The 24600-nt window shown below is 65.4% G+C and carries 19 protein-coding genes and 1 pseudogene; 6 read left to right on the top strand and 14 right to left on the bottom strand.

What is annotated here, in order from left to right:
- Window positions 1-12: 12 nt before the first annotated feature.
- The 4 genes from J0X25_RS39620 to J0X25_RS39605 form a co-directional block, all read right to left on the bottom strand.
- Window positions 13-1476 carry a flippase gene (locus tag J0X25_RS39620; RefSeq protein ID WP_226777361.1) on the bottom strand — a complete coding sequence of 488 codons (1464 nt, stop codon included), beginning with the start codon at window positions 1474-1476 and terminating at the stop codon, window positions 13-15.
- 402 nt (window positions 1477-1878) lie between these two features.
- The gene (locus J0X25_RS39615) at window positions 1879-3903 is read right to left on the bottom strand and encodes a right-handed parallel beta-helix repeat-containing protein (RefSeq protein ID WP_226777360.1); all 2025 of its coding nucleotides are present in this window, start codon (window positions 3901-3903) and stop codon (window positions 1879-1881) included.
- A 648-nt stretch (window positions 3904-4551) separates the two neighbouring features.
- The gene (locus J0X25_RS39610; protein ID WP_226777359.1) at window positions 4552-6381 is read right to left on the bottom strand and encodes an asparagine synthetase B family protein; all 1830 of its coding nucleotides are present in this window, start codon (window positions 6379-6381) and stop codon (window positions 4552-4554) included.
- Between the two features lie 691 nt (window positions 6382-7072).
- Window positions 7073-7669, bottom strand: coding sequence for a DUF7344 domain-containing protein (locus J0X25_RS39605; protein WP_226777358.1), 597 nt, complete (start codon window positions 7667-7669; stop codon window positions 7073-7075).
- Window positions 7670-8415: 746 nt separating this feature from the next.
- On the opposite strand from J0X25_RS39605, the gene J0X25_RS39600 reads away from it, so the two are divergent.
- Entirely contained in the window at window positions 8416-9366 is a 951-nt protein-coding gene (locus J0X25_RS39600) for a transcription initiation factor IIB (RefSeq protein ID WP_226777357.1), read from the top strand.
- A gap of 18 nt (window positions 9367-9384) precedes the next feature.
- Here the strand turns inward: J0X25_RS39600 and J0X25_RS39595 are convergent, their stop codons facing one another.
- Window positions 9385-9561 (bottom strand): hypothetical protein, encoded by a 177-nt coding sequence (locus J0X25_RS39595; RefSeq protein ID WP_226777356.1) that lies wholly within the window; start codon window positions 9559-9561, stop codon window positions 9385-9387.
- A 787-nt stretch (window positions 9562-10348) separates the two neighbouring features.
- Between J0X25_RS39595 and J0X25_RS39590 the strand changes: the two genes are divergently transcribed.
- Both J0X25_RS39590 and J0X25_RS39585 read left to right on the top strand, forming a co-directional pair.
- A complete protein-coding gene (locus J0X25_RS39590; RefSeq protein ID WP_226777355.1) occupies window positions 10349-10759 on the top strand; it encodes a response regulator in 411 nt (136 codons plus the stop codon).
- Window positions 10760-11164 (top strand): annotated as a pseudogene (locus J0X25_RS39585) (transcriptional regulator TrmB); the annotation flags it as partial.
- 48 nt (window positions 11165-11212) lie between these two features.
- Here J0X25_RS39585 and J0X25_RS39580 read toward each other — a convergent pair.
- From J0X25_RS39580 to J0X25_RS39555, 6 genes are all read right to left on the bottom strand, one after another.
- Complete coding sequence (locus J0X25_RS39580) at window positions 11213-11608, bottom strand: PIN domain-containing protein (RefSeq protein WP_226777354.1); 396 nt, start codon at window positions 11606-11608, stop codon at window positions 11213-11215.
- The gene (locus tag J0X25_RS39575) at window positions 11605-11844 is read right to left on the bottom strand and encodes an antitoxin VapB family protein (RefSeq protein WP_226777353.1); all 240 of its coding nucleotides are present in this window, start codon (window positions 11842-11844) and stop codon (window positions 11605-11607) included. The genes J0X25_RS39580 and J0X25_RS39575 overlap by 4 nt, the downstream gene beginning before the upstream one ends.
- Window positions 11845-11960: 116 nt before the next feature.
- On the bottom strand, window positions 11961-12761 hold the full coding sequence (locus J0X25_RS39570) for a protein sorting system archaetidylserine decarboxylase (RefSeq protein WP_226777352.1): 801 nt from the start codon (window positions 12759-12761) through the stop codon (window positions 11961-11963).
- 61 nt (window positions 12762-12822) lie between these two features.
- Complete coding sequence (locus tag J0X25_RS39565; RefSeq protein ID WP_226777349.1) at window positions 12823-14940, bottom strand: PAS domain-containing sensor histidine kinase; 2118 nt, start codon at window positions 14938-14940, stop codon at window positions 12823-12825.
- 121 nt (window positions 14941-15061) lie between these two features.
- Window positions 15062-17902: a DEAD/DEAH box helicase gene (locus J0X25_RS39560; protein WP_226777347.1), complete on the bottom strand. Its 2841-nt coding sequence runs from the start codon at window positions 17900-17902 to the stop codon at window positions 15062-15064.
- A 170-nt stretch (window positions 17903-18072) separates the two neighbouring features.
- The gene (locus J0X25_RS39555; RefSeq protein WP_226777345.1) at window positions 18073-18687 is read right to left on the bottom strand and encodes a hypothetical protein; all 615 of its coding nucleotides are present in this window, start codon (window positions 18685-18687) and stop codon (window positions 18073-18075) included.
- A 437-nt stretch (window positions 18688-19124) separates the two neighbouring features.
- Between J0X25_RS39555 and J0X25_RS39550 the strand changes: the two genes are divergently transcribed.
- Both J0X25_RS39550 and J0X25_RS39545 read left to right on the top strand, forming a co-directional pair.
- Entirely contained in the window at window positions 19125-20105 is a 981-nt protein-coding gene (locus tag J0X25_RS39550; RefSeq protein ID WP_226777343.1) for a PGF-CTERM sorting domain-containing protein, read from the top strand.
- Between the two features lie 82 nt (window positions 20106-20187).
- Complete coding sequence (locus J0X25_RS39545; protein ID WP_226777342.1) at window positions 20188-20406, top strand: DUF8149 family protein; 219 nt, start codon at window positions 20188-20190, stop codon at window positions 20404-20406.
- 197 nt (window positions 20407-20603) lie between these two features.
- Here J0X25_RS39545 and J0X25_RS39540 read toward each other — a convergent pair whose 3' ends face one another.
- The 3 genes from J0X25_RS39540 to J0X25_RS39530 are packed head-to-tail and all read right to left on the bottom strand — an operon-like array spanning window position 20604 to window position 22701.
- A complete protein-coding gene (locus J0X25_RS39540; protein ID WP_226777341.1) occupies window positions 20604-21278 on the bottom strand; it encodes a cytochrome c biogenesis CcdA family protein in 675 nt (224 codons plus the stop codon).
- Window positions 21275-21853 (bottom strand): TlpA family protein disulfide reductase, encoded by a 579-nt coding sequence (locus J0X25_RS39535; protein ID WP_226777339.1) that lies wholly within the window; start codon window positions 21851-21853, stop codon window positions 21275-21277. Before J0X25_RS39535 ends, J0X25_RS39540 begins: the two co-directional genes overlap by 4 nt.
- Window positions 21854-21855: 2 nt before the next feature.
- A complete protein-coding gene (locus J0X25_RS39530; RefSeq protein ID WP_226777338.1) occupies window positions 21856-22701 on the bottom strand; it encodes an SCO family protein in 846 nt (281 codons plus the stop codon).
- 207 nt (window positions 22702-22908) lie between these two features.
- Between J0X25_RS39530 and J0X25_RS39525 the strand changes: the two genes are divergently transcribed.
- Complete coding sequence (locus tag J0X25_RS39525) at window positions 22909-24471, top strand: hypothetical protein (RefSeq protein WP_226777337.1); 1563 nt, start codon at window positions 22909-22911, stop codon at window positions 24469-24471.
- Window positions 24472-24600: the final 129 nt, after the last annotated feature.

Raw genomic sequence — 24600 nt, 5'->3', positions numbered from 1 at the left:
GGACGGCGACGCTCAGGTCAGCTGTGCGATCGTTTCTCTGGGATCGATCATCCCGCTTACCGTCACCAGCACGCCCCAGATAGCGACGCCCGCGCCGATCACGCCGACCAACGCCGGAACGCTCGAGGCGTAGGGCACCAGAACCAACACGCCGAGTCCCATCGCGCCGCCGATCGCGGCCGTCAGGACGAGGGATCGAGCGATCCGGACGAGGTCGAGCGAGAGTTCGCTGTGCATCACGTAGACGTTGGCCAGCGTGTAGATACCGAAGGTGATGACCGTCGCGATGGCCGCCCCCGCCGCGCCGTAGATCGGGATCAAGACGACGTTGAGCCCGGCGTTGGCGATCGCCGTCGACCCCCTCGCGACCGCCCGCGCGTTCGCCCGCCCCAGGTAGTCGAGGCCGTTGGTCGTCACCTTCGTCACGGCGTGGAAGACCAGGTAGACGGCGAACACCTGCAAGACGGGGGCCGCCCCCGCGTACGCCGAGCCGAAGATCAGCGTCAGCGCCGGCTCCGCGACCAGGACGATCCCGACCGCGGCCGGAACGTACAGCAGGAACACGTACTCGAGCGTCGTCTCGTAGATCCGGGCCGCCTGCTCGAGCGAGTCGTTGGCTTTCTGCTCGCCGTAGGTCGGCGAGACCGAGAAGCCCAGCGAGGTCGCCGGCACCAGGACGAACTCGGAGATCTGTTTACTGAGAACGTAGTAACTGACCGCGACCGGGTTGACGAAGTACGCGACGAGGATCGTGTCGAGGCGGTTGTCGATCATCGTCGCGCTGTTGGTCGCCGTCAGCGGGACGCTGTACTTCAGGATCCGGTTCCGGAGCGATCGATCGCCGCCGCCGTCGTCGTAGCTCCGGTAGCGACGGTAGAGAAAGACCGAGCCGACGACCGCCCCGAGGATCGCCCCGACCACGTAGCCGAACATCGCGCCGGCCACGCCCAGTCCGAGCGCCGCCAGCGCGACGACGAACACCAGCCGGGTGACGTTGTTGATGACCTCGATCGCCGCGCTCAGGTCCACGCGGTTGAATCCCTGGAAGATCGTCAGGTAGTAGGCGTACATCGACTGGAAGACCATGTAGAGCGCCCCGATCAGCAGCAGGCTCGATAGTTCCGGCTCGTCGAGGACGCCGGCGATGAGATCCCGCCCGAGGACGAGCGCCACGACGACGGTCCCGATCAGCGCCAGCCGGTATCGGATCGACGTTCGCAGGATGAACGGGACCGTCGACGGCGCCGACTCCTTGTGTTCGGAGACGTAGCGGGCGGCCGAGCGCGCGAGGCCGAGGTCGGCGACCAGTTGCACGATGGCGATGATCGAGATGACGAGATAGAGGAGTCCGTACTCGTCGGGCGTCAACAGCACCCGAGCGAGCACCAGCATCAACAGCCCGTTGGCGACGTTGCTGACGATGCGCCCGCCCAGCGTCGCCTTGAACCCCTCGATGATGCGGTCAGTAACCGACATGCCTACCTACGCGAACTCGAGTGAGCGGTTCGGACGCGGTACGCCGCGTTTGCCCATCGACTCGGCGAGGTGAGAGACCGATTCCCGCCGGCGAGCGACCGTCGCGATCCACTCGCCCGACGACGCAACGATAGCAGTGACACTGATCAGTGCTACATCAAATCGAGCCATTGTAATCGCCCGCATACCGTCTGTTTGTCGAGACATACCAGCGGCGACGGATGTCAACGGCTTCGGTCGAGACGTCGATTCGACCGACGGGCTCGCCGTCTCGTGGTGCCCCGGCGGGAGGAGAAGAACGGTAATCTGGAGCGCGTGGAGAGCGATTTATGGCGTTCGTTTCGGTCTCACAGCTGAATGAGCACGGACCGCCGGACCGGAGGACTCGGCGCGTTCGGGAGCCTAGTCGTTGCGGGCGTTGTAGTCGACGTCGATGTTCGCGTCGCCCTTGAGTCGGAAGTCGACGATGTCGCCGTCGAACCAGTAGGCGTCGATTTCGTCGTCGACGGTGCCGCTGACCGCCGTACCCTCGATCGAGTCGTCGGGATCGATCGTCGCGTCCCGGTAACTCGAGGTGATGACCTCGCCGTCGATGGTGAAGGTGTACTCCGTCTGGCCGTCGGTACCGGTGCCGTCGACGACGATCGCGTGGGGAAGCAGTTCCTGCTCGCCGAACTCGTCGGGGTCGATCCGCTCGTCGTCGACGTAGACGTGGGCCGAGCCGTCGAGGAACGTCACGTCCGAGACCACGCCGGAGAATCGGAACCGCTGAACGCCGGTTTGGATCGATCCCTCGACCGTGCTTTCCGAGCGGGCCGTCGCGAACTGCTCCGAGTCGTCGCCGGCGACCGTGTCGATCGTGCCGTCGACGCTGATCTCGTAGCTGGCGTCCGATCCGTTGCCGACGAGCGTGAGGACGTGGGGCTGTTCGTCGCCGAAGTCCGCGGGGTCGACCTGCTCGTCGTCGACGTAGACGCGCGCGTCGCCGTCGACGGTCAGTTCCTCGAGTTCGCCGTTGAAGTTGAAGGCGTCGCGCCAGCCGGCGACCGATCCCGTGACCGATCCGCTGGCGATGGTATCTTCGTCGTCGACCGACGCGCCCTGGTACGTCGATTTCTCGGCCGCACCGCTGACGGTGAACTCGTAGCGCGTGCCGCCGCTGGTCCCGATGCCGTCGACGAGCAGCGTGCGGTCGAGCGGTTGCTCACCGAACGTCGAGGGGTCGATCTCCTCGCCGTTGAGTTCGACCGTCGCCGACCCCTGGTGGAAGCCGACGTCGACCAGTTCGCCGTCGAACCGAAAACTGTCGACGTGGTTCGTCGTGGTCACCCACCCTTCGGCGGACGTGTCGCCGATCTGGTCGTGGCTCTGGATGTCGCCGCGATCTGGGTTCTGGACGATTTCGCCGGACGTCTCCGCGTAGTACCGCGTCGGATCACCGGCGCCGGTGATCGTGAGCGTGTTCTCCGGGAGGTCCTGTGCGGGCACGTTCGCCGACCCGCTCGCCGCTTCCTCCGGACTCGTCGGACAGCCGTCGGGAACGAAGTGCTCGGGGTTGCCGTGCGTCCCCGACCCGTCGTCGGTGTAGACGTTCGTCATCGAGAGGTCCGGGTCGCCACGCGTCACGACGCCGGAACCGACGCCGTTCGTGATGATATGGACGTTCTCGAGTTCCGTGCCGCCGCCGTAGCCTTCCCAGACCCAGATCCCGCGGTTCGCGCTGCGGGAGCCGGACTTGTAGATGACCGAGTTCCGAATCGACGACCCGTTGTCGGCCGGTCGCCACGCCGTGTGGTGGTTGTCGTACGCGTAACAGCCGTCGAAGTGGAGCGTCCCGCCGCTGCCGCTGGTTCCCGACTGGTAGCCGTAGACCCCGTTACAGCCGTCCTGACTGAAATTGACGTTATTGAAGTGAATCTCGCCGCTGTGGCTCGGGGTGACGTACACGTGGTGGGGACGGTGGTCGGCCGGTCGGCCCGACCATCCCTCGCCGAAGAAGACGTTTTCGACGACGCTCGTTCCCCCGGAGGTGTCGGCCAGTCCGAAGATGTTTCCGCTCCTCGGGGCCGTTCCTTCGGACCCGACGTAGCCGGTGAATCCGATGTTCCGGATCGTCCAGTTCGTGCCGGTCGCCGCGATGGTGATCGTGCCGCCGTTACCGAAGTCGATGAGTTTGTTCTCCCAGGTCTCGCCGCTATCGATACGGATCACCTGACCGCTCGCCTCGATGACGTCGTAATCGCTGCTCGCGGCACTCGCCGCACTCGCACCGAGACCCGCCGTGGCCGCCGTCGCACCGACCAGTTTCATGTACGATCGTCGATCGATCGTCCCGCGGTCGGAGTGGTTCTCAACCTGCTGTTTGTCGTCACTATCAATCGCCTGTTCGGGACTATCAGGGCCCCGTACCGGATGTTCGCGTGCCATGCGATCTGAGAGAAGATACTATTACACTATAAACTTTCTCGCTTATTTATCGGTAAGATTTCGTGATTTTAATTATATAGTGATATAATTGCATTCTATTTACGATAGATAATCACGTACTATTATATTCAAAACAAGCAGACTGCAACGCCTTCGGCTTTTTGATTTTTAATATAGAAAGGATATAAATATAGTATCGGTATCGAGTGGATCGGAATTATGTCAGCAGTCGTTGTAGACAGTTCCGTGATCTATCGGATTTCGATTCTTCAGAACCGAACGATCTTCTCGACTGATCGGTGCTGGGAATCGGACGGTCGATCGGACGGGAACAGGGCGGTATCGGCTCGGGCTGCGTCGGCTCGGCGGGACGACTCGACGATGACAACGAGCGGACTCGAGAATCGACTTCGTGAAACGGCTCCCGCGCCAGGAACAGCAAGCTGGCACGCGAACTGCTCCGGTACTGGATGACGGTCGTCGGGAGCCAGTCGTCCGTTCGGGAGCCGTGAATATAAGTCCTTCCTCACAGAACGTCTTGCGCTCAATGTGAGACCGCCAGTCGCGAAACGAAACGCGAACGCGGCCGAGAAACCAATTGCTCCCGATTCGGAGCGCGATTCGCCGCGACGGGGTTGGCGCCGCCAGTCAGCCGAAGATGGCGTCCCCTCGGGACTCGAGGACGCTCTGCGAGGAGTGGATGTCGTCGATGACGGACGTGATCACGAAGAGCCGATAGATCGGAACCTGTCCGTGATCCGAGTACGAGTCGAGGAACTCCCGTAATCGCTCGACCGAGAGAACCTCGCCGACCGCGTCGCAGTGATCGATCTGGTCCTGAATGCAGCCGACCGTCTCGGGGTCGACCGTCGAATCGGTCTGGAGACCGTTGACCGACTTGATCACCGGCAGTACCGTCTCGAACAGTCGCGGGTAGCGAGAGAGCAGGTCGTCGACGAACGCGGCGGCGGCGTGGCGTGACGACGCGATGGGCGCGCCGTAGTCCGGGTGGACGTGCTCGGCCGCCTCCGGGGAGAGTTGCTCGAGGAACTCCCGGTAGAGGGCGTACCGGGCCTTCTGGTCGTCGGGACAGTTCATCGCGTAGCGGAAGAAGTCGACGGAGTAGAACGGCGTCGTGGACCAGAAGAACTGTCGGTTGCGGTCTTCGCCCTCGAACATGAAGTTCACGCCGCGTTCGTAGACGAGGAAGTGGACGTACTTCGACTCGAAATCGCGTTCGGGATAGCGACGGAGCAGATCGCGAACGCTTCGCCGGATCTCCGCCGCCGAGAGGCCCGTCAGCCGGGCGACGTGCTCGAGGTCGAGCATGGCGTTCTCCTCGATGACGTAATCGACGAGTTCGCGCTCGCTCGAGATCGAGCGCGCCGGCGTCAGATCGGGGAGCGCCTTGTCCCCGCCGTCGCCGGTCACGTACGTGATCCCCGAGCCGTGATCCGCCCGGAGCTGTCTGAGGAAGTCGAGAATGAACGAGGTCAGGAGCCCGACGTGCCCGTTTTTCGTCTTGATGAGCGTGTCCAGATCCTCGCCTCTCGCCGGCCCGACCTGGTACAGGTCCCACTCGATATCGAACGTCCGGGCGAGTTTTTCGGCCAGTTCGACGTCCGACTGCGGGACGTTCTTCTCGGAGGCCATCGTCGCCCCGCGCGCCGGCGTGTCCGTGACGTGGTAGCCGGCCAGCACCGACCGCGAGTCGAGACCGCCGCTCAGCGAAATGACGTCGCGGCTTCCGTACCCCGACCGCTTCTCACACGCCGTCTCGAAGCGGTCGACGAGTTCGGCGGCGTTGCCCTCTCGAGTCCGGTTCGCGTACGCCTTGTACTCGAAGTCGAACCGGTGCAGTTCCGTCCGCGTCACCGTCCCGTCGTCCGGATCGAACGTGAGATACGTCCCCGGCGGCAGTCGCGTCGCCCGACGCATGAGGGTCCGCTCGCCGAGCGGATAGCCGAAGAGGAGACAGTGGGCGACGCCCAGCGGATCGAATTCGTCGCCGTCGACGGCGTCGACGAGGTACCGCAGTTCCCGCGAGAAGACGAAGGTGTCGCCGTCGTGATAGTAGTAGGTCGGTAGCCGTCCGAGCACGTCGTTGAGCAGTCCGAGTCGACCGCTCGATTTGTCGTAGGCGACGAGCAGGAACTCCCCGTCGGTCTCGAGTACCCAGTCGGTCAGGTACTGGCTCTCCGAATCCGTCTCGAGGACGCGTTCGCCCACCTCGAGCAGTTCGTCCTCCAGCGGGCGGTCGAGTTCGTCGTAGATGCGGCCTTCGAAATAGATCCAGCAGTCCTCGTTCTCGACGGTGCGCGTCGGATACTCCGGATACGCCGTCGTTCCGACCGAATACGCGTCCGTCTCGAGCACGACGTCGGCGTCGTACCGCTCGGTGTGGCGAAAGGGCTCGAGGGACTCGTGAAACGACGCGTCGGACGGGGAATCTGTTGTTCGACCGGTGACACCAACCATGGAAGCAAAAAAGATATACCCTTGTATTGTAATGTCGCCGTTTATGACCAACGGGCGGACGATCGGCGCCGGACCAGTCACGCGGTCTTCAGCTGAGAAACGACCGCCTAGTGAGTGGTTGTCTAGCGACTATCTGTCGCCGGGAATCGACGACGGACCGACCGGCGCCGCGTAAGGACCGATGACGGATCGATCAGTGACGCGTGGGGACCGACGACCGATCGAGCGACGATCCGGAAGAACCGACGATCAGTCGAGAATCGGCGTTCCCCGCGCGAGTGAACTGCCGCCGAGGGGAGACCTCGGCACCGCCAGATCGCCCCGTGCAGTCGCCGCGGCGAGCGCGAACCGCTCGCGGTCGCGGACAGCGGCGGCGAGCGCTCGAGCAGGAACGGCGGTGCACCTGTCGGGAGCCGATCCGACTGGAGAGAGTCGGCTGTGAACCGCTGAATCGATAGAATAATCGGTCGTCAGTCGTCGGTTGTCGGTTGTCAGACGTCGGATATCGGTTGTCGGATACCGGATATCGGTTATCGGATGCCGGATACCGGATATCGGTTATCGGATGCCGGATACCGGATATGCTAGCAGGAACGGTTCTCGAGTCGGCGAACGCTCGCGAGCCCCAACTGACGAAGTGGATACCGCCCCACCTGTCGCCGGAACAGTGGTTCCCCGCTCGAACGAACAGTCACTCGATCCGCGAGAGTTTGCCGTCGACGTTGCGTTCGCGTTCTCGATTCGAGACCGCGTGGGCGATCGAGAGGGCGAAAAACGCGACGACGACGATGCCGGCGAGACCGAGCGTCGGGACGGCCGACAGCAGCGGCACGCCGAGGAAGGCGCCGGTGACCAGCGCCGCGCCGACGACGCTCAGTCCGGCGTACCATCGGTCCCAGCGATCCTGTTGGTGCGTATCCGTGTCGAGATACATCATCAACAGGTCGGCGTTGTCCGCGAGCGAGATCAGTCCGCGGTCCTGATCGTACTCGACGATGCCGGCGTCGTCCATCTTCGGCAGATGCGTCTGATAAAGTGCGACGTACACCCGCTTTCGTTGGTCCGAGCTGAGCGCGCTGACCTCGGTGTCGTTCTCCCAGGCCGCGATCTGCTCGGCGAGTTCGCCAAGGGTGACCGTATCGTCGGCCTCGAGCAAGTACGCGAGGACTTCGCGCCGACGTCGGTTTTTCAGGAGTTCGAAGATGACGTCCTTCGATAGGCGCTGTTCCTCCTCCGAGTCGGCGACAGAGGCGATCTCGTCGGGGAGGGACGTATCGATAGACGACATCAGGCTCGACCTCCGAACGGTGGGCGAGGGTTCCAGCTCGTTCGATACCAGTTACTCAACTCGAAACGGCTGCCAAACGGTCGAGTCGGCGGGAACCGCTGTTTGCTCGATCGGCAAGTCGCAGTCACGATTGACACACCAAGTTGTACACCAATAGTGACACTCTTAAGGACAGCCACGTTTCGCACCGGCTGCAAAGCGGGTATGGAACGACTTCTCGACGGCGTTGACGGCGGAATACGATGGCATCTAGACGATCGGTTGTGGAATCGAAGCGGCGCTGATGGTATCGACCGATTGCGATGTCGTATCGGCCGCGTACGTCCGCTATCGGTCCGGGAGAGAGTCCAGCCAAGTCGGGGAGCGAATCTGAAACACGACACTGCTACGGAACGTTTGCTGCCAACGAGATAAAGGCGAACGACAGTTCGATTCGGAAAGCCGAATTTACGCGATGAAGCCGTCATTTACGTTGGATCGGAAACGAAACGATGAGGACATTTCATGTGCCGTGTTCACGATACCCAGTATAGGGCGAGAACGCCGGTACCGCGGCGCTTCGTCCCGACGAACCGATGGGACACGGTTCCGACACGGCTCGGTCGGCCGCTCCGAATCGGACGCGGCGACGACGTGCCGATTCTTTCTCCGTTCGCTGCTGGATCCGCGATTCGGGCAGTAAGTCGGCGTTTCTCGCGAAACCATGTGAACCCCTTACAGTGCCGGCACAGCGTTGTCCACTACTGATGACGCGGTCCATCATCGATCACACCACGAACGAGACACAGGAGACAGAGCCCGGGCTGTGTCCGGACTGCGAAACCGACACGATCATCCACGATCCGGACCGCGGTGAACGCGTCTGCGAGGAGTGTGGGCTGGTCTTAACCGAGGATCCCATCGATTACGGGCCGGAGTGGCGAGCGTTCAACGCCCAGGAACACGACGAACTCTCCCGCGTGGGGGCGCCGCTCACCCAGTCGATGCACGACCGCGGGCTGACCACGACCATCGACTGGCGGAACAAGGACGCCAACGGCCACTCGATGTCCGCCGAGAAGCACGGCCAGCTCCACCGGCTCCGCGTCTGGCAGGAGCGAATCCGGACCAAAAACGCCGGCGAACGCAACCTCAAGTACGCGCTCTCGGAGATCGACCGCATGGTGAGCGCGCTCGGGGTTCCGAAACCCGTCAAGGAGACCGCGAGCGTCATCTACCGACAGGCCCTCGACCAGGACCTCATCCGGGGGCGCTCGATCGAGGGCGTCGCGACCAGCGCGCTGTACACGGCCTGCCGAAAGGAGGACATTCCGCGCAGCCTCGAGGAGGTGACGTCCGTGTCGCGGGTCGATCAGCGCGAGATCGGCCGCACCTACCGCTACATCGCCGACGAACTCGACATCAACCTCGAGCCGACGAACCCGCGGCAGTTCGTCCCGCGGTTCTGTTCGGAACTCGACGTGGACAAGGACGTCGAGACGAAGGCCATCGACATCATCGATCGCACGACCGAGCAGGGGCTGCACTCGGGCAAGTCGCCGACCGGGTTCGCCGCCGCGGCCATCTACGCCGCCGGCCTGCTCTGCGACGAGACGATCCCCCAGCGGGCCGTCGCCGACACCGCACAGACGACCGTGGTGACGGTTCGGAACCGGTACCGGGAGCAACTCGAGGCGATCGACCAGCAACCCGCGTAGTTACATGACCGGCCGCGCTCACATGATCGACCGCTCGTCTTCTTCGTAGATCGACGCGTGCGCAAGCGCGTGGAGGTTCGCGTACGGCACGAACGCGATGAACTCGTCGTCGCTATCGTAGAGTTCGACGCCGTTATCGGTGTGATCGTACCGTTCGCACTCGATCTGTCCCTCGGGGAGGATCGCACGATACATACTCGAATAGACGCTGTCCACCCAGATATAGCTGAATGGTGGTTTCGATGATGATCTGCGTTCTATCCGTTCGAAGCGTACACCACGAAAGCCCCTGCCGGTCTCCAGTCGATGGACTCGCTGTCGTTCGAAAGACGCTTTGCGTCTTTCGTGATGACGAGAGAGCGAACTTTCGAACCACGCGTAGCGAGCGACAAGCGGTCGAGCGAGGCAGGGGCTTTCGTGGTGGTCTCAATGAGTTCTGAACACTGCCTGTCCGTTTCGCCTGAACTCCGTTGTCCGTGGACAGCCGTCGTCTCCGGGTGATCCTTTCACGACCTCCACGAGTTCGACCGCCGAGGACCGCTCGAGGGGCGGACCCAACGGCTATCGAACCCGAGCGAACACTCCAAGCGGTCACGTCGTGGGGCCAGTGGGGCCGTATCGTAATCCGATCGACGGACGATCGCCCGCACTCGAGCGGATCGGCGTGCTCCGGGAGGCGGTAGTAGGCGTTGACGTCGTGATGCGCTCGAGGCGTATTCGGTAACTACAGGTTCGAGGTCCCGCCACGTCCGATTAGCAGGGTACGATCGGAGGACAGTCCGTCAGAACGGAGTCCCCTATCTCGTTCGAGCCACTAATCGCCCGGATTCGGCGGTAAGCGCGGGTGTTACAATAGCGCTAAGAATCGTTGTTAGACAGGAAAAAGAGAAATTCAGCTGAATTGGGATGGAGTTCTCAAACGCAGACGAACTCAAGCGAACCGATATGCGTCCTTTTGGCTGTGTGATCCGAAAGCGTCGATATGGATGAAGGGGCTGCGGGGAGCGTGGAGGTTCTCTTGGTCGAGGATAATCCCGGGGATGTTCGGCTGGTCGAAGAAGCACTTCAGGAGGCCGACAGTGCCCTGCACATCACGAGAGACGGAACGGAAGCGCTCGACTTCCTTCACCAACGGAACGAATTCACTGATGTGCCTCGTCCAGATATCGTTCTTCTCGACCTGAACCTGCCACAAGTGGATGGCACTCAGGTCCTCGATGAAATTCGGAGCGATCCCGAACTGAAGCAGCTTCGAGTGACCGTCTTAACCAGCGTACCCGAGGAATACGCCTCTCCCGAACTGGACGAGCTCGACGCGAACGATTTTTTCACCAAACCAGCTGATCCTGACGAATTTATGGCTCTCGTCCGGTCACGTATTGTAGCGCTGTAATACGACGGCTTCCTCGCCTGGACCGCGAGGCGATCGCCACCGATGGATTCCGCGAGACCGGACTCGCCCGGTTCGCCGCCTACGATCTCCAGTTTCTGCTTCCCAGCCATCGCTACTGCTTCTATTCCGGAACTCGAGTCGAACCAGCCGGCGAACCAGTGCTGTCACACGCTCCTGATCGACGACGACACCCGTCACCAGTCGTACTGTCTGCTCCTGCTCAGCCGCGTCGACGTCGACGCGGACGAACTCCGCGATCGGGCGGCGACACACGGCCTCGAGGAGGAAATCGACGCGCTGTGTCGGTATCTCGAGAGGGATGACGACTTCGAGGACGTTCGTTGTCTCAAGTGGACCGAATTCCAGCAACTGGCGGCTGACTACGAGGTCGCCCTTCCTCGATGAGTACCGGCCATTACCCGCTTCTCGAGTGCTATTGCAGGAAAGACCGGCTCAGTAGTCCGTCACGTCAACGACCTGCTTCGTTTCCGGGTGCGTGAGATCGCTATCGATCGAGACGACCGTCGCATTATGGGTTCGACCGAGCGCTGCGACGAGCGCGTCGACGCCGTCGAGAAACGGACCCTGTGAACCGATTTCGTCTGCGATTCGTGCGGCCTCGATTGACAACTCCTCGTCGACATCGATGACGTCGACCCACGCGAGGGCGTCGATAGCCCGGTCGACGTTGCCGTCGGGAAGGTTCCCAACGCCGACGATCGTTTCAGCGTAGGCCGGTGCAGGCGCGATCCACCGTTCTTCGTCACCGCCGTTCGCCTCGTAGAATTCCTTCGTGGCGGGTTCGCCGTTGAGATAGTCGATCAGATAATTCGCGTCGAGAACCTTCATGAGTCGCCGAGCCGTCGCATCCGTTCGCGTCGCTCCTCCTTCGCTGTCTCGCGCTCCTCACGGAGTCGATCGGCCTGACCGTCCGAGAGGATCCCGAACCCGTCGTCGAAATCGGCTTCGGTGTCTTCCAGCATTCGCTCGAGGACGTCGTTGTAACTCTCGTTCGCTCGTTTTCGCCGCTCGAGTTCGCGTTTTACCCGGTCGCTGATCCGGATCTGTTCGTTCGCGGCACCCATGTGTTGACATCAGTGTTGACACTACTTCGGCTTTTGGTTGCCTCACTGATGCTGTTCAGGCCCAGTCTGGGCTACCCGCTAACCCGTTGATCGAATTCGAATTGTACAAAAATCGACTAGGCGGGTGACTCGTCCCCGCTCTCGTCCTCGAGCCCACCGAAATCCACGTCCGAACCGGCTCCGAGATCGATCTCTCCACCTACCGGCGTCTCGCTCTCGAGCACCACCGTCTCCCCGGCCGTCATCGAGTCGCCTTTTGCCACCGAGATGTCCTCGAGTTCCACCTCAGGCGGAAAGAGCACGTCGACCCGACTGCCGAAGGCGATGTGGCCGATCCGATCACCGCGCTCGACGTCGTCCCCGGGCTCGATGTACGGGTGGATGCGCTTGGCGAACGCGCCGGCGATCAGCGTCACGACGGCGTCGCTGGCCGGCTCGTCGGGTCTCGAGTGCGGGTCGTCGCCGTCGGCGCCGTCTCCGCTCGAGTCGGTTTCAGCAGCCGATTCCGCGGCCGAATCGCCTGCGGGGAGGTTCGACGACTCGGTCTCGCAGCGAACGTGGACCCGCTCGTTTCGGTCGGAGTCCTTCGAGAACGCCGGCCGGTTCGCGCCCGAGACGTGCTCGACGTCCGTCACCGCGGCGTCGAACGGCGCGCGGACGACGTGGACGTGCCAGACGTTCATGAAGACCCCCAGTCGAACGCGGTCGCCCTCCTCGCGGAGCACGGAGACGGTGCCGTCGGCCGGCGAGACGACGCCGGTCGGCGGCGTGGTTCGCTCGGGATCGCGGAAGAAAGCGAGCGCTCCGGCGCCGACCGCGAGGGAGACCAGACTCGCCGTCACGCTGATGAACAGCGCGAACGGCGCGGCGAGCAGGGGGAGAGCCGCGTACTTCCAGGCCCCCGGTGCGAACTTCATACGGAGTGCCACACCGTCGAGAGGTTTGGCCGTTACGGTGCTCGAGCCGACGCGAGCGCGCTCACGGCGACCGCGACTCGGTCGTCCCGCGTCGAGGCAGCGTGAACGAGAAGGTCGCTCCCTCGCCGGGTTCCGAGTCGACGGTGATCTCCCCGTCGTGGCGCTCGACGATCCGGCGACAGAGCGCCAGTCCGATCCCGGTGCCGTCGTACTCCTCGCGGCTGTGCAGGCGCTGGAACACCCGGAAGACCTGCTCGGCGTCGTCAGGGTCGATACCGATCCCCTCGTCCGCGACCGAAACCTCCCACATCCGGCCGGCCCCCTCGGCCTCGACGCGGACCCGCAGCGGCTCGTCGCCGCTGTACTCGATGGCGTTCGACAGCAGGTTCTGGAACAGCTGGCGCAACTGGCGGGCGTCGCCCCGCACGATCGGCAGCGACTCGGCGGTGATCTCGGCGTCCGCGTCCTCGATCATCACCTGCAGATCCGTCAGCACGTCCTCGAGTACCTCGTCGAGGTCGACGGGTTCGAACGGCTCGCCCTGCGTGTCGATCCGGGAGTACTCGAGCAGCCCCTCGATCATGTCGCGCATGCGCTCGGCGCCGTCGACGGCGTAGGCGATGAACTCCTCGCCGTCCGAACCGAGGTCGTCCCCGTACCGGGACTCGAGCAACTTGAGGTAGCTCGAGACCATCCGCAGCGGTTCCTGCAGGTCGTGGCTGGCGGCGTAGGCGAACTGCTCGAGCCGTTCGTTCGACGCCTCGAGTTCGGCGACCGTCTCGCCGAGCTGTCGTTCGTACCGCTGGCGCTCGAGGGCGGTCGCGATGATCGTCGCGGCGCTCTCGACGAAGTCGACGTCGTGGTCGGCGAACTCCCGTTGCTCCGAGTCGTAGACGGCGAGAGTCCCCCAGGGCTCGGCGATCGAGCCGATCGTGACGCCCATGGCGCTGCGGACGCCGTGGTCGGCCAGATGCGGCGCGTCGGAAAACCGGTCGTCCGTCGCGACGTCTTCGACGACGACCGGGTCGTCCGAGTCGAGCGTGGCGCCGGCCAGCGAGTCGGTCCCCGCCGATCGAGCCGTCTCGTTCTCGAGCAGGCCGTCGGCGTCGGTACAGCCGACGGTCGCGCGCACCTCGACGGCGTCCGACGAGGACGCCGTCGTCTCGCCACTCTCCGCTCCCGCCGGGTCGCCAGCAGACTCGGCTACATCGTGTTCGTAGACGACACAGCAGTCGACCTCGAGCGCCGCGGCGATCAGTTCGGTCGCCTTCTCGAGGAGGTCGTCGGCGTCGCCCTCGTCGAGGGCGTGACGGCCGAGATACGCGATCGATTCGAGCTGGGCGACCTTGGCCTTGAGCGTCCGCTCGGCCTCCCTTCGCGGCGAAATGTCGCGGAAGAGGCCGACGAAGTAGCGGTCGCCGTCGTAGGTGAAGTCGTTGAGCGAGACGCCAAGCGGGACCTCGTAGCCCGACTTGTGCTGGCCGGGGAGTTCGACGTAGGTCCAGTTGATGTTGCGCTCGCCGGTCTCGAGGTAGCGCTGCAGCGCGGAGAGGTGGGTCTGTCGCAGTCGCTCCGGGATGATTTTGACCTTGCTCGAGCCGACGAGTTCGTCGGGGTCGTAGCCGAGGATCCGCTCGACGGCGGGGTTGGCGTACTGCACGTCGCTGTTCGTATCGAGGACGATGATGCCGTCGGGCAGCGCGTCGGCCAGCGCCTCGAACGTCCGACCGTAGGTGAGATCCGACTCGGCGTTCACTGCCGACTGGCCCGTCACGTTTCGGCGGCGGATGATACCGGTGATCGCCGGCTGCCGGTCGCCATCGGGTTCCTGCGACCATCGCTCGAGGTGGACGGTACAGGGGACGAGGTCCGTCTTCGTCCGGATCGAGACCGACGTCGACGTCGGCTCCGGACCCGACTCGTCGAGCGAGGCCCCGAGCGACTCGAGGGTCGTCTCGCCGTCGAAGAGCGAGTCGAACGAGCGCTCGCGGAGTTCGGCCTGCGTGTAGCCGGTCAGCCTCGTGAGCGCGTCGTTGACCGCGATGAGTTCCCCGGTCGGCGTCGCTCGAAAGCAGGCGACGTCCGCCGCCTCGAGCAGTCTCTCCAGCCGGCCGGGACGCTGGCCGGCGGAGCGCCCGTCATCGGTCTCGGACGGATCGTGTGACGGGCCGGGTTCCATTGACAGGGGTTCGGTAGTCGCGTAGATAAGGGCTGTGGAACGGTGAAAAGCGGCGTCCCGTCGCTCGATCGGCTCGAGCCGTCGAATCGGCGACGACGATCGATCGCAACTCTGCTGCCGGTCAGTCCCAGAACGACTGCGTGCGCGCGTACTCGCGTTCCTTCGAGAGGATGTCGCGGTAGAACTCGTCCTCGTCCTCCCGGAGCCTGTTGATGATCTGGGCGGCGTTGTGCGGTCCGACCCCGCGGGCGGCCATCGCGATCACGGCTTGCTTGCCGTGGCTCTGAACCAGACTGGCGCTGCGGTAGGCGCGTTCGGTCATCTTCTCCTGGTCCTCGTCTTTCTCCGCGGCGCGGACCGCCTGCACGACCTCGTCGGCCCACGGGTTCAGCGCCGCGATCCGCGTCGACCCGCAGTTTCCACACTTCGGCTGCTCCGCCACGCGCCCGACCTTCGTCTTCGCCTTCCACTCCTTGCAGTGGGTACACAGCAGGATGATCCGGTCGTTCTGGATCCGCTCCCGGACCGTGTTGATGACGCTCGCGTCCGCGTTCTCGGGCGCCAGCAGTTCCTTCCCGCCCGACGAGCGGCCGCCCTGTCCGACCGGCGTCCGGCCCCGATACGTTACGAGGTCGATCTCGTCCGACTGGATCCCCTCGAGGACCGCGCTCGCGCCCTCGACGTCGAGATCCTCGTGGAACACCTCGCGGATCGACTCCGCGTACATCGGGGTGTCCTCGAGCGCCGCGAGCAGGCGGTCGTTCGAGAGCCGTCCCGAGCCGTCGCCCTGCCAGCGCTTGAGCGCGCCGAACTTCGCCGAGACCTGCGCGAGGCGGAAGGCGAGCGCGTCGGAGTTCTTCAGCCCGAGTTCGACGATGGCCTCGACGTGGTCCGGGTCGGTCTCCTCGAGCACCCCCACGATGTCGCTGGTCGCGATCGAGTTCGGCACCTCGAGTTCGATCCGGTAGGGATCGGTCTCGAGGCCGACCGAGGAGCCGGCCTGCTGGCCGAGCAGCGACGACAGGATGCGGCCGAGCGTCTCGTTGATCGTGTGGCCGAAGGGCGCGTTGAGGACGACGGTCCGACCCTGTCGCTCGAGGACGAGTCGGTCCGCGGTGGGCATAGGCGCCCCCGCGTCGACCTGCCGCTCGAGTTGCTCGCAGGCCTCGGTCAGCGTGTACTCGTCGCCCGGATACCGATGCGCCAGTTCCCGGCCGACCGCGGCGGCGTCCGCGCCCGCGGACAACTGCGGTTCCGCGACCCCGCGGATCTCGCCGACCTCGCCCGCGACCGGCGCGGGGACGGGGATCTCCTGGCCGATCCAAGAGGGAACCTCGCCCGCGGGGTCCTCGATCGGGCTGACCTTCACGCGGGCCTCCTCGTCGTCGATCTCGGCGATGCGCCACATCTCGCCGCGCTGGATGAAGATCTCGCCGGGCTGGGCGAAGTTGACCACGAACCGCTCGTCCAGGGTCCCGATCCGGGTCCCCGAGGCGATGTCGTGGACCTCGTAGGTCTCCTCGTCGGGGATCATCGAGAGGTTCGAGTAGACGTACTGCCAGGTGCCGCCGGTCGTCTCGATCCGGTCCTCGCCCTCGTCGAACCAGACGATCCGGTTGCGGTGCAGTTCCGAGACGATCTCGCGGACCGTCTCCTCCGGAACGTCCCGGAAGGGGTACGCGCGCGTGATGGTCTCGTAGGCCTCGCGGAACCGGGTATCGCCGCGGCTCTGGACGATTCCCGGAATTTGGTTGGCGACGACGTCGAGGCTGCCCTCGTGGATCGCGGCCGGTTCGACCTCGCCGTCGCGGGCCCGCCGGGCGATCGCCAGCGCCTCGAAGGTGTCGTCCGGACGGGTCGTGACGATGGTCCCACTGGAAACCTCGTCCTGGCGGTGTCCGGCCCGCCCGATCCGCTGGAGCAGCCGCGTCACCTGCCGGGGGCTCTTGTACTGGACGACGTGGTCGACCCGGCCGACGTCGATCCCCAGCTCCATCGAGGAGGTACAGAGCAGGCCGTCCAGCTCCCCCGTTTTGAATCGGTCCTCGACCTCGATCCGGGCCTCCTTCGACAGCGAGCCGTGGTGGACCCCGATCGGGAGGTCCAGTTCGTTGAATCGGGAGCCCAGCGCCTCCGCAGTCTGGCGCGTGTTGACGAATATCAGCGTCGACTCGTTTGCGGCGACGAGATCCCGAATCAGCCGGACGTGACTGGCCGTGTCCGGTTCGGTCATCAGTTCGCCCGCGAGTCGCTCGTCGTCGTCCGTGATCTCGGGCTGGCGAACCGCCACGTCGACGTTGCCGCCGACGTCGATCTCCCGAATCGTGCAGGGGCGCCCGCCGGTCAAAAACTGGCCGACCTCCCCCGGATCCCCCACGGTGGCTGAGAGGCCGATCCGCTGCATGTCGCCCGCGAGGTCGTGGAGGCGCTCGAGGCCGATCGCCAGCTGCGCCCCCCGCTTGGAGGCCGCGAGCTCGTGGACCTCGTCGATCACGACGTGGGAGACGTCCTGTAGCGCCTCGCGCAGACGCTCGCCGGTGAGCATCGCCTGCAGGGTTTCGGGGGTCGTGACCAGCACGTCCGGCGGATCCTCGGCCTGCTTCCCGCGCTGGTACTGGGTCGTGTCGCCGTGGCGGACGTCGACCGCGAGGTCGAGGTAGTCGCCCCACCACTCGAGGCGCTCGCGCATATCCCGGTTGAGCGCCCGCAGCGGGGTGACGTAGAGGGCGCCGAACCCCTCCGGTGGGCCCTCATCAGCTACGAGATGATCGAAAACCGGCAACATCGCCGTCTCGGTCTTGCCGCTCCCGGTGGGTGCGATCACGAGCGTGTGCCGGCCGGCCGACAGCGGCGGGATCGCCGCCTGCTGCGGTGCGGTCGGCGTCGAGAAGCCCCGCTCGGAGAGCGCCCCGCGGATCGTCGGTCCGAGGTGCGTAAACGCCGCGACGTCCCCCTCACTCATCGCTTCAGGGTAGGAGCGAGAACCGGATAAGCACCACGCTCCCGGCGGGGCGGAGTCATCATCGCGTGCCCGATAGCGACGACTCGAACGGTGATCGAGATGACTCGGACGGATCGAGACTGCTTTGCGAGTATGATGTGGCGAACGCCCGCCTTCGCGCGCGAGCGCGACTATTCCTCTTCGTCGACGTCCGACTCGTCACCGGCGTCGTCGAGCGATTCGTCGACCAGATCCTCGACGCCCTCGTCGACCGCCATCTCGCCCGGTTCGGCGGGTTTGTCCTGGATCTCCTCGCTCGAACCCGAGGAAACCTTCGTGGGCGAAGGCTCGTCGGCGAGGTCCGCGTTCATCTCCTCGTCGTCGATCGGATCGCCGGCGTCGGGTGCAGCGCCGCCGGTCTCGGCATCCGCGGCGGACCTCGAGCCGTCGCTCTCACTATCGGTTCCGGTCTCGGCCTCGCTCTCGGTCGACTCGCGGCCTCCGATCGGAATCGACTGCGATTCGGCGGGCACGGCCTCGGCGACGCGGTCGCCGACCGCTGACGGGAGCGCCGCCACGGTTCGGTCGCGGACCGTCTCGATCGCCGCGTCGACGTCGGTATCCGAATCGCTATCGGTGTCACTCGAGGAGCGGAGCCGCGAGACGACGTACGCGAGGGCAGCGCTCGCGAGCGCGACCAGCAGGAAGGTCTGCGTCGGCGTGGGATTCCGAGCGGTGTCCGTCGCGTCCGCTGGCGGCTCGCGCGTCGACAGGGCGTCCGCATCGTCGGGCAGTCGAAGGCGCATCGACGTGCGTAGATTCCCGCCCCGGAAGTGGGTTCGGCGTGCCAGCGCAAGCGCGGTTCACCCCGGGCCGCCACCGAACGGCCGTCAGTGCGGCCCGTCGGTCTCGATTCGGGACGCCGACGGCCGCCGTCAACCGCGTAAGCGACCGATTACCGGGACGTTCGAATCTGATAGCTGTAGATGATTGTATTCTATCGGTGAATTTCTCGAGTTCTAATCATCGCAGCGGCGACGATGGCATTCGGTGCTGATCGAGTGGAAACGGGTGTCTACCTGGCGTAGCCGGTCGATATAGACCAGTAATGCTGCTCATATAAAGAACGGTGAATGTCGAAGGTCGGCTCGATGACAGGATACCGATCGAGACCGCGACGGGTCGAACGCGACGGGCGATCCCGAGCGACCCGCCGCCCGAACGCAACGACGGAGGAAGCGAAATGAGCAGCGGGCGTAAACGCGGCTCCGTCACCGCGGGCCTGCTCGTGCTGGCGCTGATCGGACTGGTCGGCGTCGTCGGACTCGGCGCCGCGACGTCCGATTCCGGGACCACGCAGGCCAGTCTCGCCGATCCGAACGACGGAACGGAGAAGAACGTCAGTGAGGAGGCGTACGTCAAGCCGGCGCCCGAAGAGGGCGATCCGTACTACGAGGCCAGTAACGGCGAGTGGGTCAGTTACATCAACCCGCGCGACGAGTACCGGTCGCCGTACCTCGGCGACGGCTCCGGGAAGATCGGCGTGACGCTGCTCAACGAGGCGGGCGAGCCGATCGTCGGGAAAACGGTCCCGAACACGACCGTCACGATTCCGACCGGCGAGACGACCTCGTGGCACTCCCACGCCGACCCGCTGACCGTTCAGCTCCCGCTGACCGAACACTACGAGCGACCCCTCGACGGCGATCAGTTCGGCACCACCGACGACCTGCCCCAGGGCGACGGCTACATGGACGCCCACACCATCGAGATGCACGGCCACCCCGAGGACGCGACCATCGAGTACGGCGAGGCCCGAATCGAGGGCGAGCACGCCGACAAGCTCGAGGTCGTCGGCTACATCCAGAAGGCCCACGACACGTGGGAGACCGACATCGACCCGGTCGAAGCCGCCGAGCCCTACGAGGAAGCCGGCGGCGGCTGGACCTACAGGCCGAACGCCTCCCACGGACAGGTCATCGTCGTCATCCAGCTCGATAGCGACGTGACGGGCGCCGACGGCGAGCCGATCGACGATAGCGGAGCGAACAACGACGAAAACGACACGAACAGCACCGAGAACGACACGAACGACGAGAACGAGATCGACTCGGTCACCGAAAACGAGACGAGCGACAACGACGAGATGCCCGGGTTCGGCGGTCCCGCCGTCATCGTCGCGCTGGCGGCCGTGACGCTCGTCGGTCTCCGACAGCGCGGCTAACGGCCGATCGCCGCTTCAAACCGATCCCGACGAACGCCGCTAACCGGTGCGATTTTGACGGTTCGCTCGAGAGTGTTCGACGATGACCGCGACGAACGACTCGGACGAGCCGACGGTGCCGATCGTCTGCCCCGGGTGCGAGACGACCTCCCGCGTCCCCCTTTCGGACGTGGCCGAGACGATCGAACGACACAACGACGGGGTCCACGACGGCGACGACGTCGCGAGCGTCGATCCCGACATCGCCGACCGCATCGCCGACCTCGCCGCCGACGAACTCGGGTTGCTCGACGACCAATAGTTCACCGTCCCAGCAAACGGCGGAGTCGCTCGAGCAGGGACCCGGATCGCAACGATTGCTCTCCGTGCATACGAACGGCGCCACGACTCTCGTGAGGAACGCGGACTCGCAACCGCCGGCCGCGGCGCTGCTGCCGGGCAGCGGACGCCGAAACGAGAGGACGCCGAACCGTCGCAGGACGACGATACAGGACTCGGTCAGAGCACGTCGAGAATGACGATCGCGAGGTACAACTGACCGACGCCGGCGAGGATCATTACCGCGCCCGCGAGGCGTTCGAGGGTCTGGGTGTGGGCAGCCAGCCGGCCGGCCCCCGCGAGCAGTCCCATGCCCGTCGCGACGGTCAGCGAGACCATCAGCACCACGATGCTGCCGACGTAGGTACCGACGACCAGCGCCGCGGACACCGGCGGCAGGGAGAGCGCCTGCGCGACGACGCCGACGAACAGCGGTGCGACACAGCCCGCCGCAGCCAGGGCGTAGCCGCCGCCGAAGACCGCGAACCCGAGGACGCTCGAGCGGCGTTTCGGCAGCGCGATCGACAGCGAGGGCGCGCGGCCGAGCACGATCAGCGCACCGAATGCGACCAGCACCGCGCCGGCGATCGGCTCGAAGTAGACGATGTTGGACAGCGTCGCGTGCCCGATCCAGTAGGCCGCCACCAGCAACGCGCTGAAGATGGCGAGGACGCCGATACCGGCGACGATCCCGCGACCGATAGACCCGGAGAGCGAGGCCTCCTCGCCCTCAGTCTGGCTCACGTAGAATCCGACGTACCCCGGGAGGAGCGGAAAGGCACACGGCGAGAAGAACGTCGCGACGCCGGCGGTCAGCGCGAACGCGAGCGTCGGAACCAGAGCCGCGTCGATCATTCGCCCGAGCCGGAGTCGCCGGCCTCGAGGGCCCGCTCGATTCCGTCGACCAGTTCGTCCGCGGTCTTGATCCCCGATTCGGCCCACTGAACGCGTCCAGTGGCGTCGACGGCGACGGCCGTGGGAAACCCGCCCTCGAGGTATCGCGACGTGAGTTCGGCCGCGGGGTCGTGTCCGACCGTCCAGTTGCCGCCGTGTTTCTCCCACCAGTCGACGAGTTCCGCTTTCGTGATCGACCCGTTCGGGCCGACCGACTCGTTCGTGACCGAGCAGAACTGGACCTCGTCGCCGATCCGCTCGTTGGCCTCGGCGAGGGCCGGCATCTGTTCGATACACGGCCCGCACCACGTCCCGAAGAGGTCGAGGAACGTCGCCCGGCCGCGGTCGGGGATCGCCACCGTCCCGGCCTCGCTCCCGGGGGCCTCGATCGTCTCGATCTCGATCGGCTCGGGCGGTTCGTCCGTCTCCTCGTCGAGGAAGCGCCCCGGCGACGGCAGTCCGTACACCGCGACCGCACCGCCGCCGGCGACCACGCCCGCGCCGCCGAGCCCGGCGAGGACGTCCCGTCGCCGCATGCTCACTCCACCCCGACGACGGCGCGCGTGTCCTCGAGGATCCGGTCCCGACCGACGGCCCGTTTGGTCTGGACCGCTTTCGGGTACGCGCGTTCGACGATGCCGTCCTCGTTGACGAGCGTGATTATCGCGGGATGCGTGAAGGTGTACTCGCCGTGATCGTGGCCGCCGCTCTCGGTTCCGTTCTGCTCCTCGTGATCGTCGGTTCCGTTCTGTTCGTCGTGACGTTCGGTCGCGTTACCGTCGGTATCCGTCTCTCCGTCGTCGGCTCCCGTCTCGCCGCTCTCGTCCCCGGTCTTGCAGTCCTCCTCCTCGTCGTCGCACCGGAGGAGTGGAATACCGAACGTGTCGACCGTCATTGTCTCCGCCTCGTCGTAAGTTTCGGGTCGGAGGAAGTGCCAGTTGTCCGCCTCGTAGTCGATCCCGCGCTCGGCGGCGTACTCCGACAGCACGTCGGGCGTATCCCGTTCCGGATCGAACGTGAAGCCGAGCAGTCCGATATCGTCCTCGTAGCCGCGCTCGGCGGCGTCCTCCTGGACCCACCGCAGACGTAACAGCAGGGCCGGGCAGACTCCGTCTGGACACGTCGTGAAGAAGTACGTGATCAGGAAGGGGCGTTCGCCGACGAAATCCTCGAGCGAGACGGTCGTCTCCGCGATCGGGTCGGGGACGGAGAAGGACGGAAACTCGTCGCCGTGGACGGGATACGAGGCACCCGGAATGTAATCGTCGGGCTGTGACAACACCGTCTGGCTATCGCCGCCCAGCCCCCCCAGACTCTCGAGACAGCCGGCGACACCAGCGAGACCCGCGACCCCGAGCGAGCGAAGATACGTCCGCCGTTCCATACCCGAATCGTCGGAGCGGGTAATCAAATGTCCGTTGGTTCATGCGCCGAATATCAGTTCCATCGACGACTGCGACTTCCGTCGACGACTGCGAGCACGAGCGGGATAGCCGTCTTCGGCCACTGTGAGCGAGAGCGGGATACATGTGAATCGGCGTGGTGTACCCGGGCGGTGACAGCGGTTCCATCGACTCGGCGGCGGCGGCGCGTGATCGCGTGGGGTCTCGTAGCGGTCGCTATCGGCGCGGTGATCTGGACGGACGCCGCGAGCGCGTCGAACGTCGCCGCCGGACTCGGCGAGGACCGCGACCTCACGGTGCCGACGTGGCTCACCCTGCTCACCGGCGCCACGGCCGTCGCCGCGTCCGCGATACTGGCCGCGCTCGTGACCGATCGATCGCTCGTCGACGCGATTCACGAGTGGAGGGTTCCGCTCGTGACGACGGAAGTCGGGACGGCGAACAAAGTCGAGACGGCGAACGACTACTCGCGCACGCGTGCCGGTGCGTCGGAACGGTCGGAACGACCGTCAACTCGAGCCGCGACGGCGACTCGACCGCTCGTCGCTTCGCGTCGGACGCTCGCCGTCGGCTCCGCGCTTGGATCGCTCCTCGGACTTCTCGCCCTCGCGGCCGTCGTCGCTGTCGGTCTCGAGGGGCCGGCGACGGGAATCGCGAACCTCGGGGTCATCCTCGCGTTCGTGGGCCTGCGGGCGCTGGGCCCGATGGTCGCCGTCCTGCTCGTCGATCCCTGGCCCGCCATCGATCCGTTTCGAACCCTCGCGCGCGGCGTGGGCGGCGTCGTCAGAGGGAGCGGCGACGGCGGTTTGCTCGCGTATCCGTCGCGCCTGCGGTCGTGGCCGGCGGTCGTCGGTCTCGGCCTCTTGGTCTGGCTCGAGATCGTCCTGCCCGTAACGGCTGACCCCGGTACCCTCGCGCTCGTCGCCGGCGGCTACGCCGTCGCGACCGTCACCGGCGCGGTGGTGTTCTCGCCCGAGACGTGGTTTCGACGCGCGGATCCGCTGGCCGTGCTCTTCCGCCTCTACGGATCCGTCGCACCGATCCAGCGGGTGAATGGTGGTCAGCAAGAGGACGGTGGTCAACGGGAGGGCGGCGGATTTCGACTCGTCCTCCCGGGCGCTCGACTCCGTGATCGCGGCGTCGTCGCCGATGCCAGCGAAGTCGCGTTCGTCCTCCTGCTGGTCTGGGAGTTGACGTTCAACGGGTTCGTCGTCACCCCACCGGGCCGGCGAACGATCGAGGCGGTGGTTTCGACCGGCGTTCCGGCGGCGCTGGCGTACCTGCTGGTGCTCTCGAGCGGGTTCGGACTGTCCCTCGGACTGTACTGGCTCGCCGCCCGCCTCGCGCGGCGCACCGCACCGACGTACCTCGCCGAACGGGAACTCGCCCGGCGGTTCGCCCCGCCGCTGCTGGCGATCGCCGCGGGCTACCACGTCGCCCACTACCTCGCGTTCGCGATCTCGGTCTCCCCGGCCGCGCTCGCGGCCCTCTCGAGTCCGTTCGCGCCGCCGGTCAATCCGACCACGCTCGCCCTCCCCGACTGGGTCGGGATCGTCGAGATCGGAGCCGTGCTCGCGGGTCACGTCCTCGCGATCTGGACGGCTCACGCGACGGCCTTCGACTGTTTCCCGGGACGGCTGCAGGCGATCCGGAGCCAGTACCCGTTCGTCGTCGTGATGGTCTGCTACACGGTCGTCAGTCTGTGGCTCCTGACGCTGCCGGCGCCGGGCCCGGTGTACGTCGGCGGGTAATCGACAGCGGCCCTCAGCCGATGGACCGACAGCGGCCGTCAGGCGATGAGCGGCGCTCGATCCGATTTGGATCGCGCCGCCGCGCTTTCGACCGGCAAACCAACAGCCGTTTTGCTGCTGGCAACCCAA

Origin of the sequence: Haloterrigena alkaliphila (assembly GCF_017352155.2) — an archaeon.
GTDB classification, from domain to species: Archaea; Halobacteriota; Halobacteria; order Halobacteriales; family Natrialbaceae; genus Haloterrigena; species Haloterrigena alkaliphila.
The sequence above is the reverse complement of the archived record's forward strand: the minus strand, read 5'-3'. Positions and strand labels throughout refer to the sequence as shown.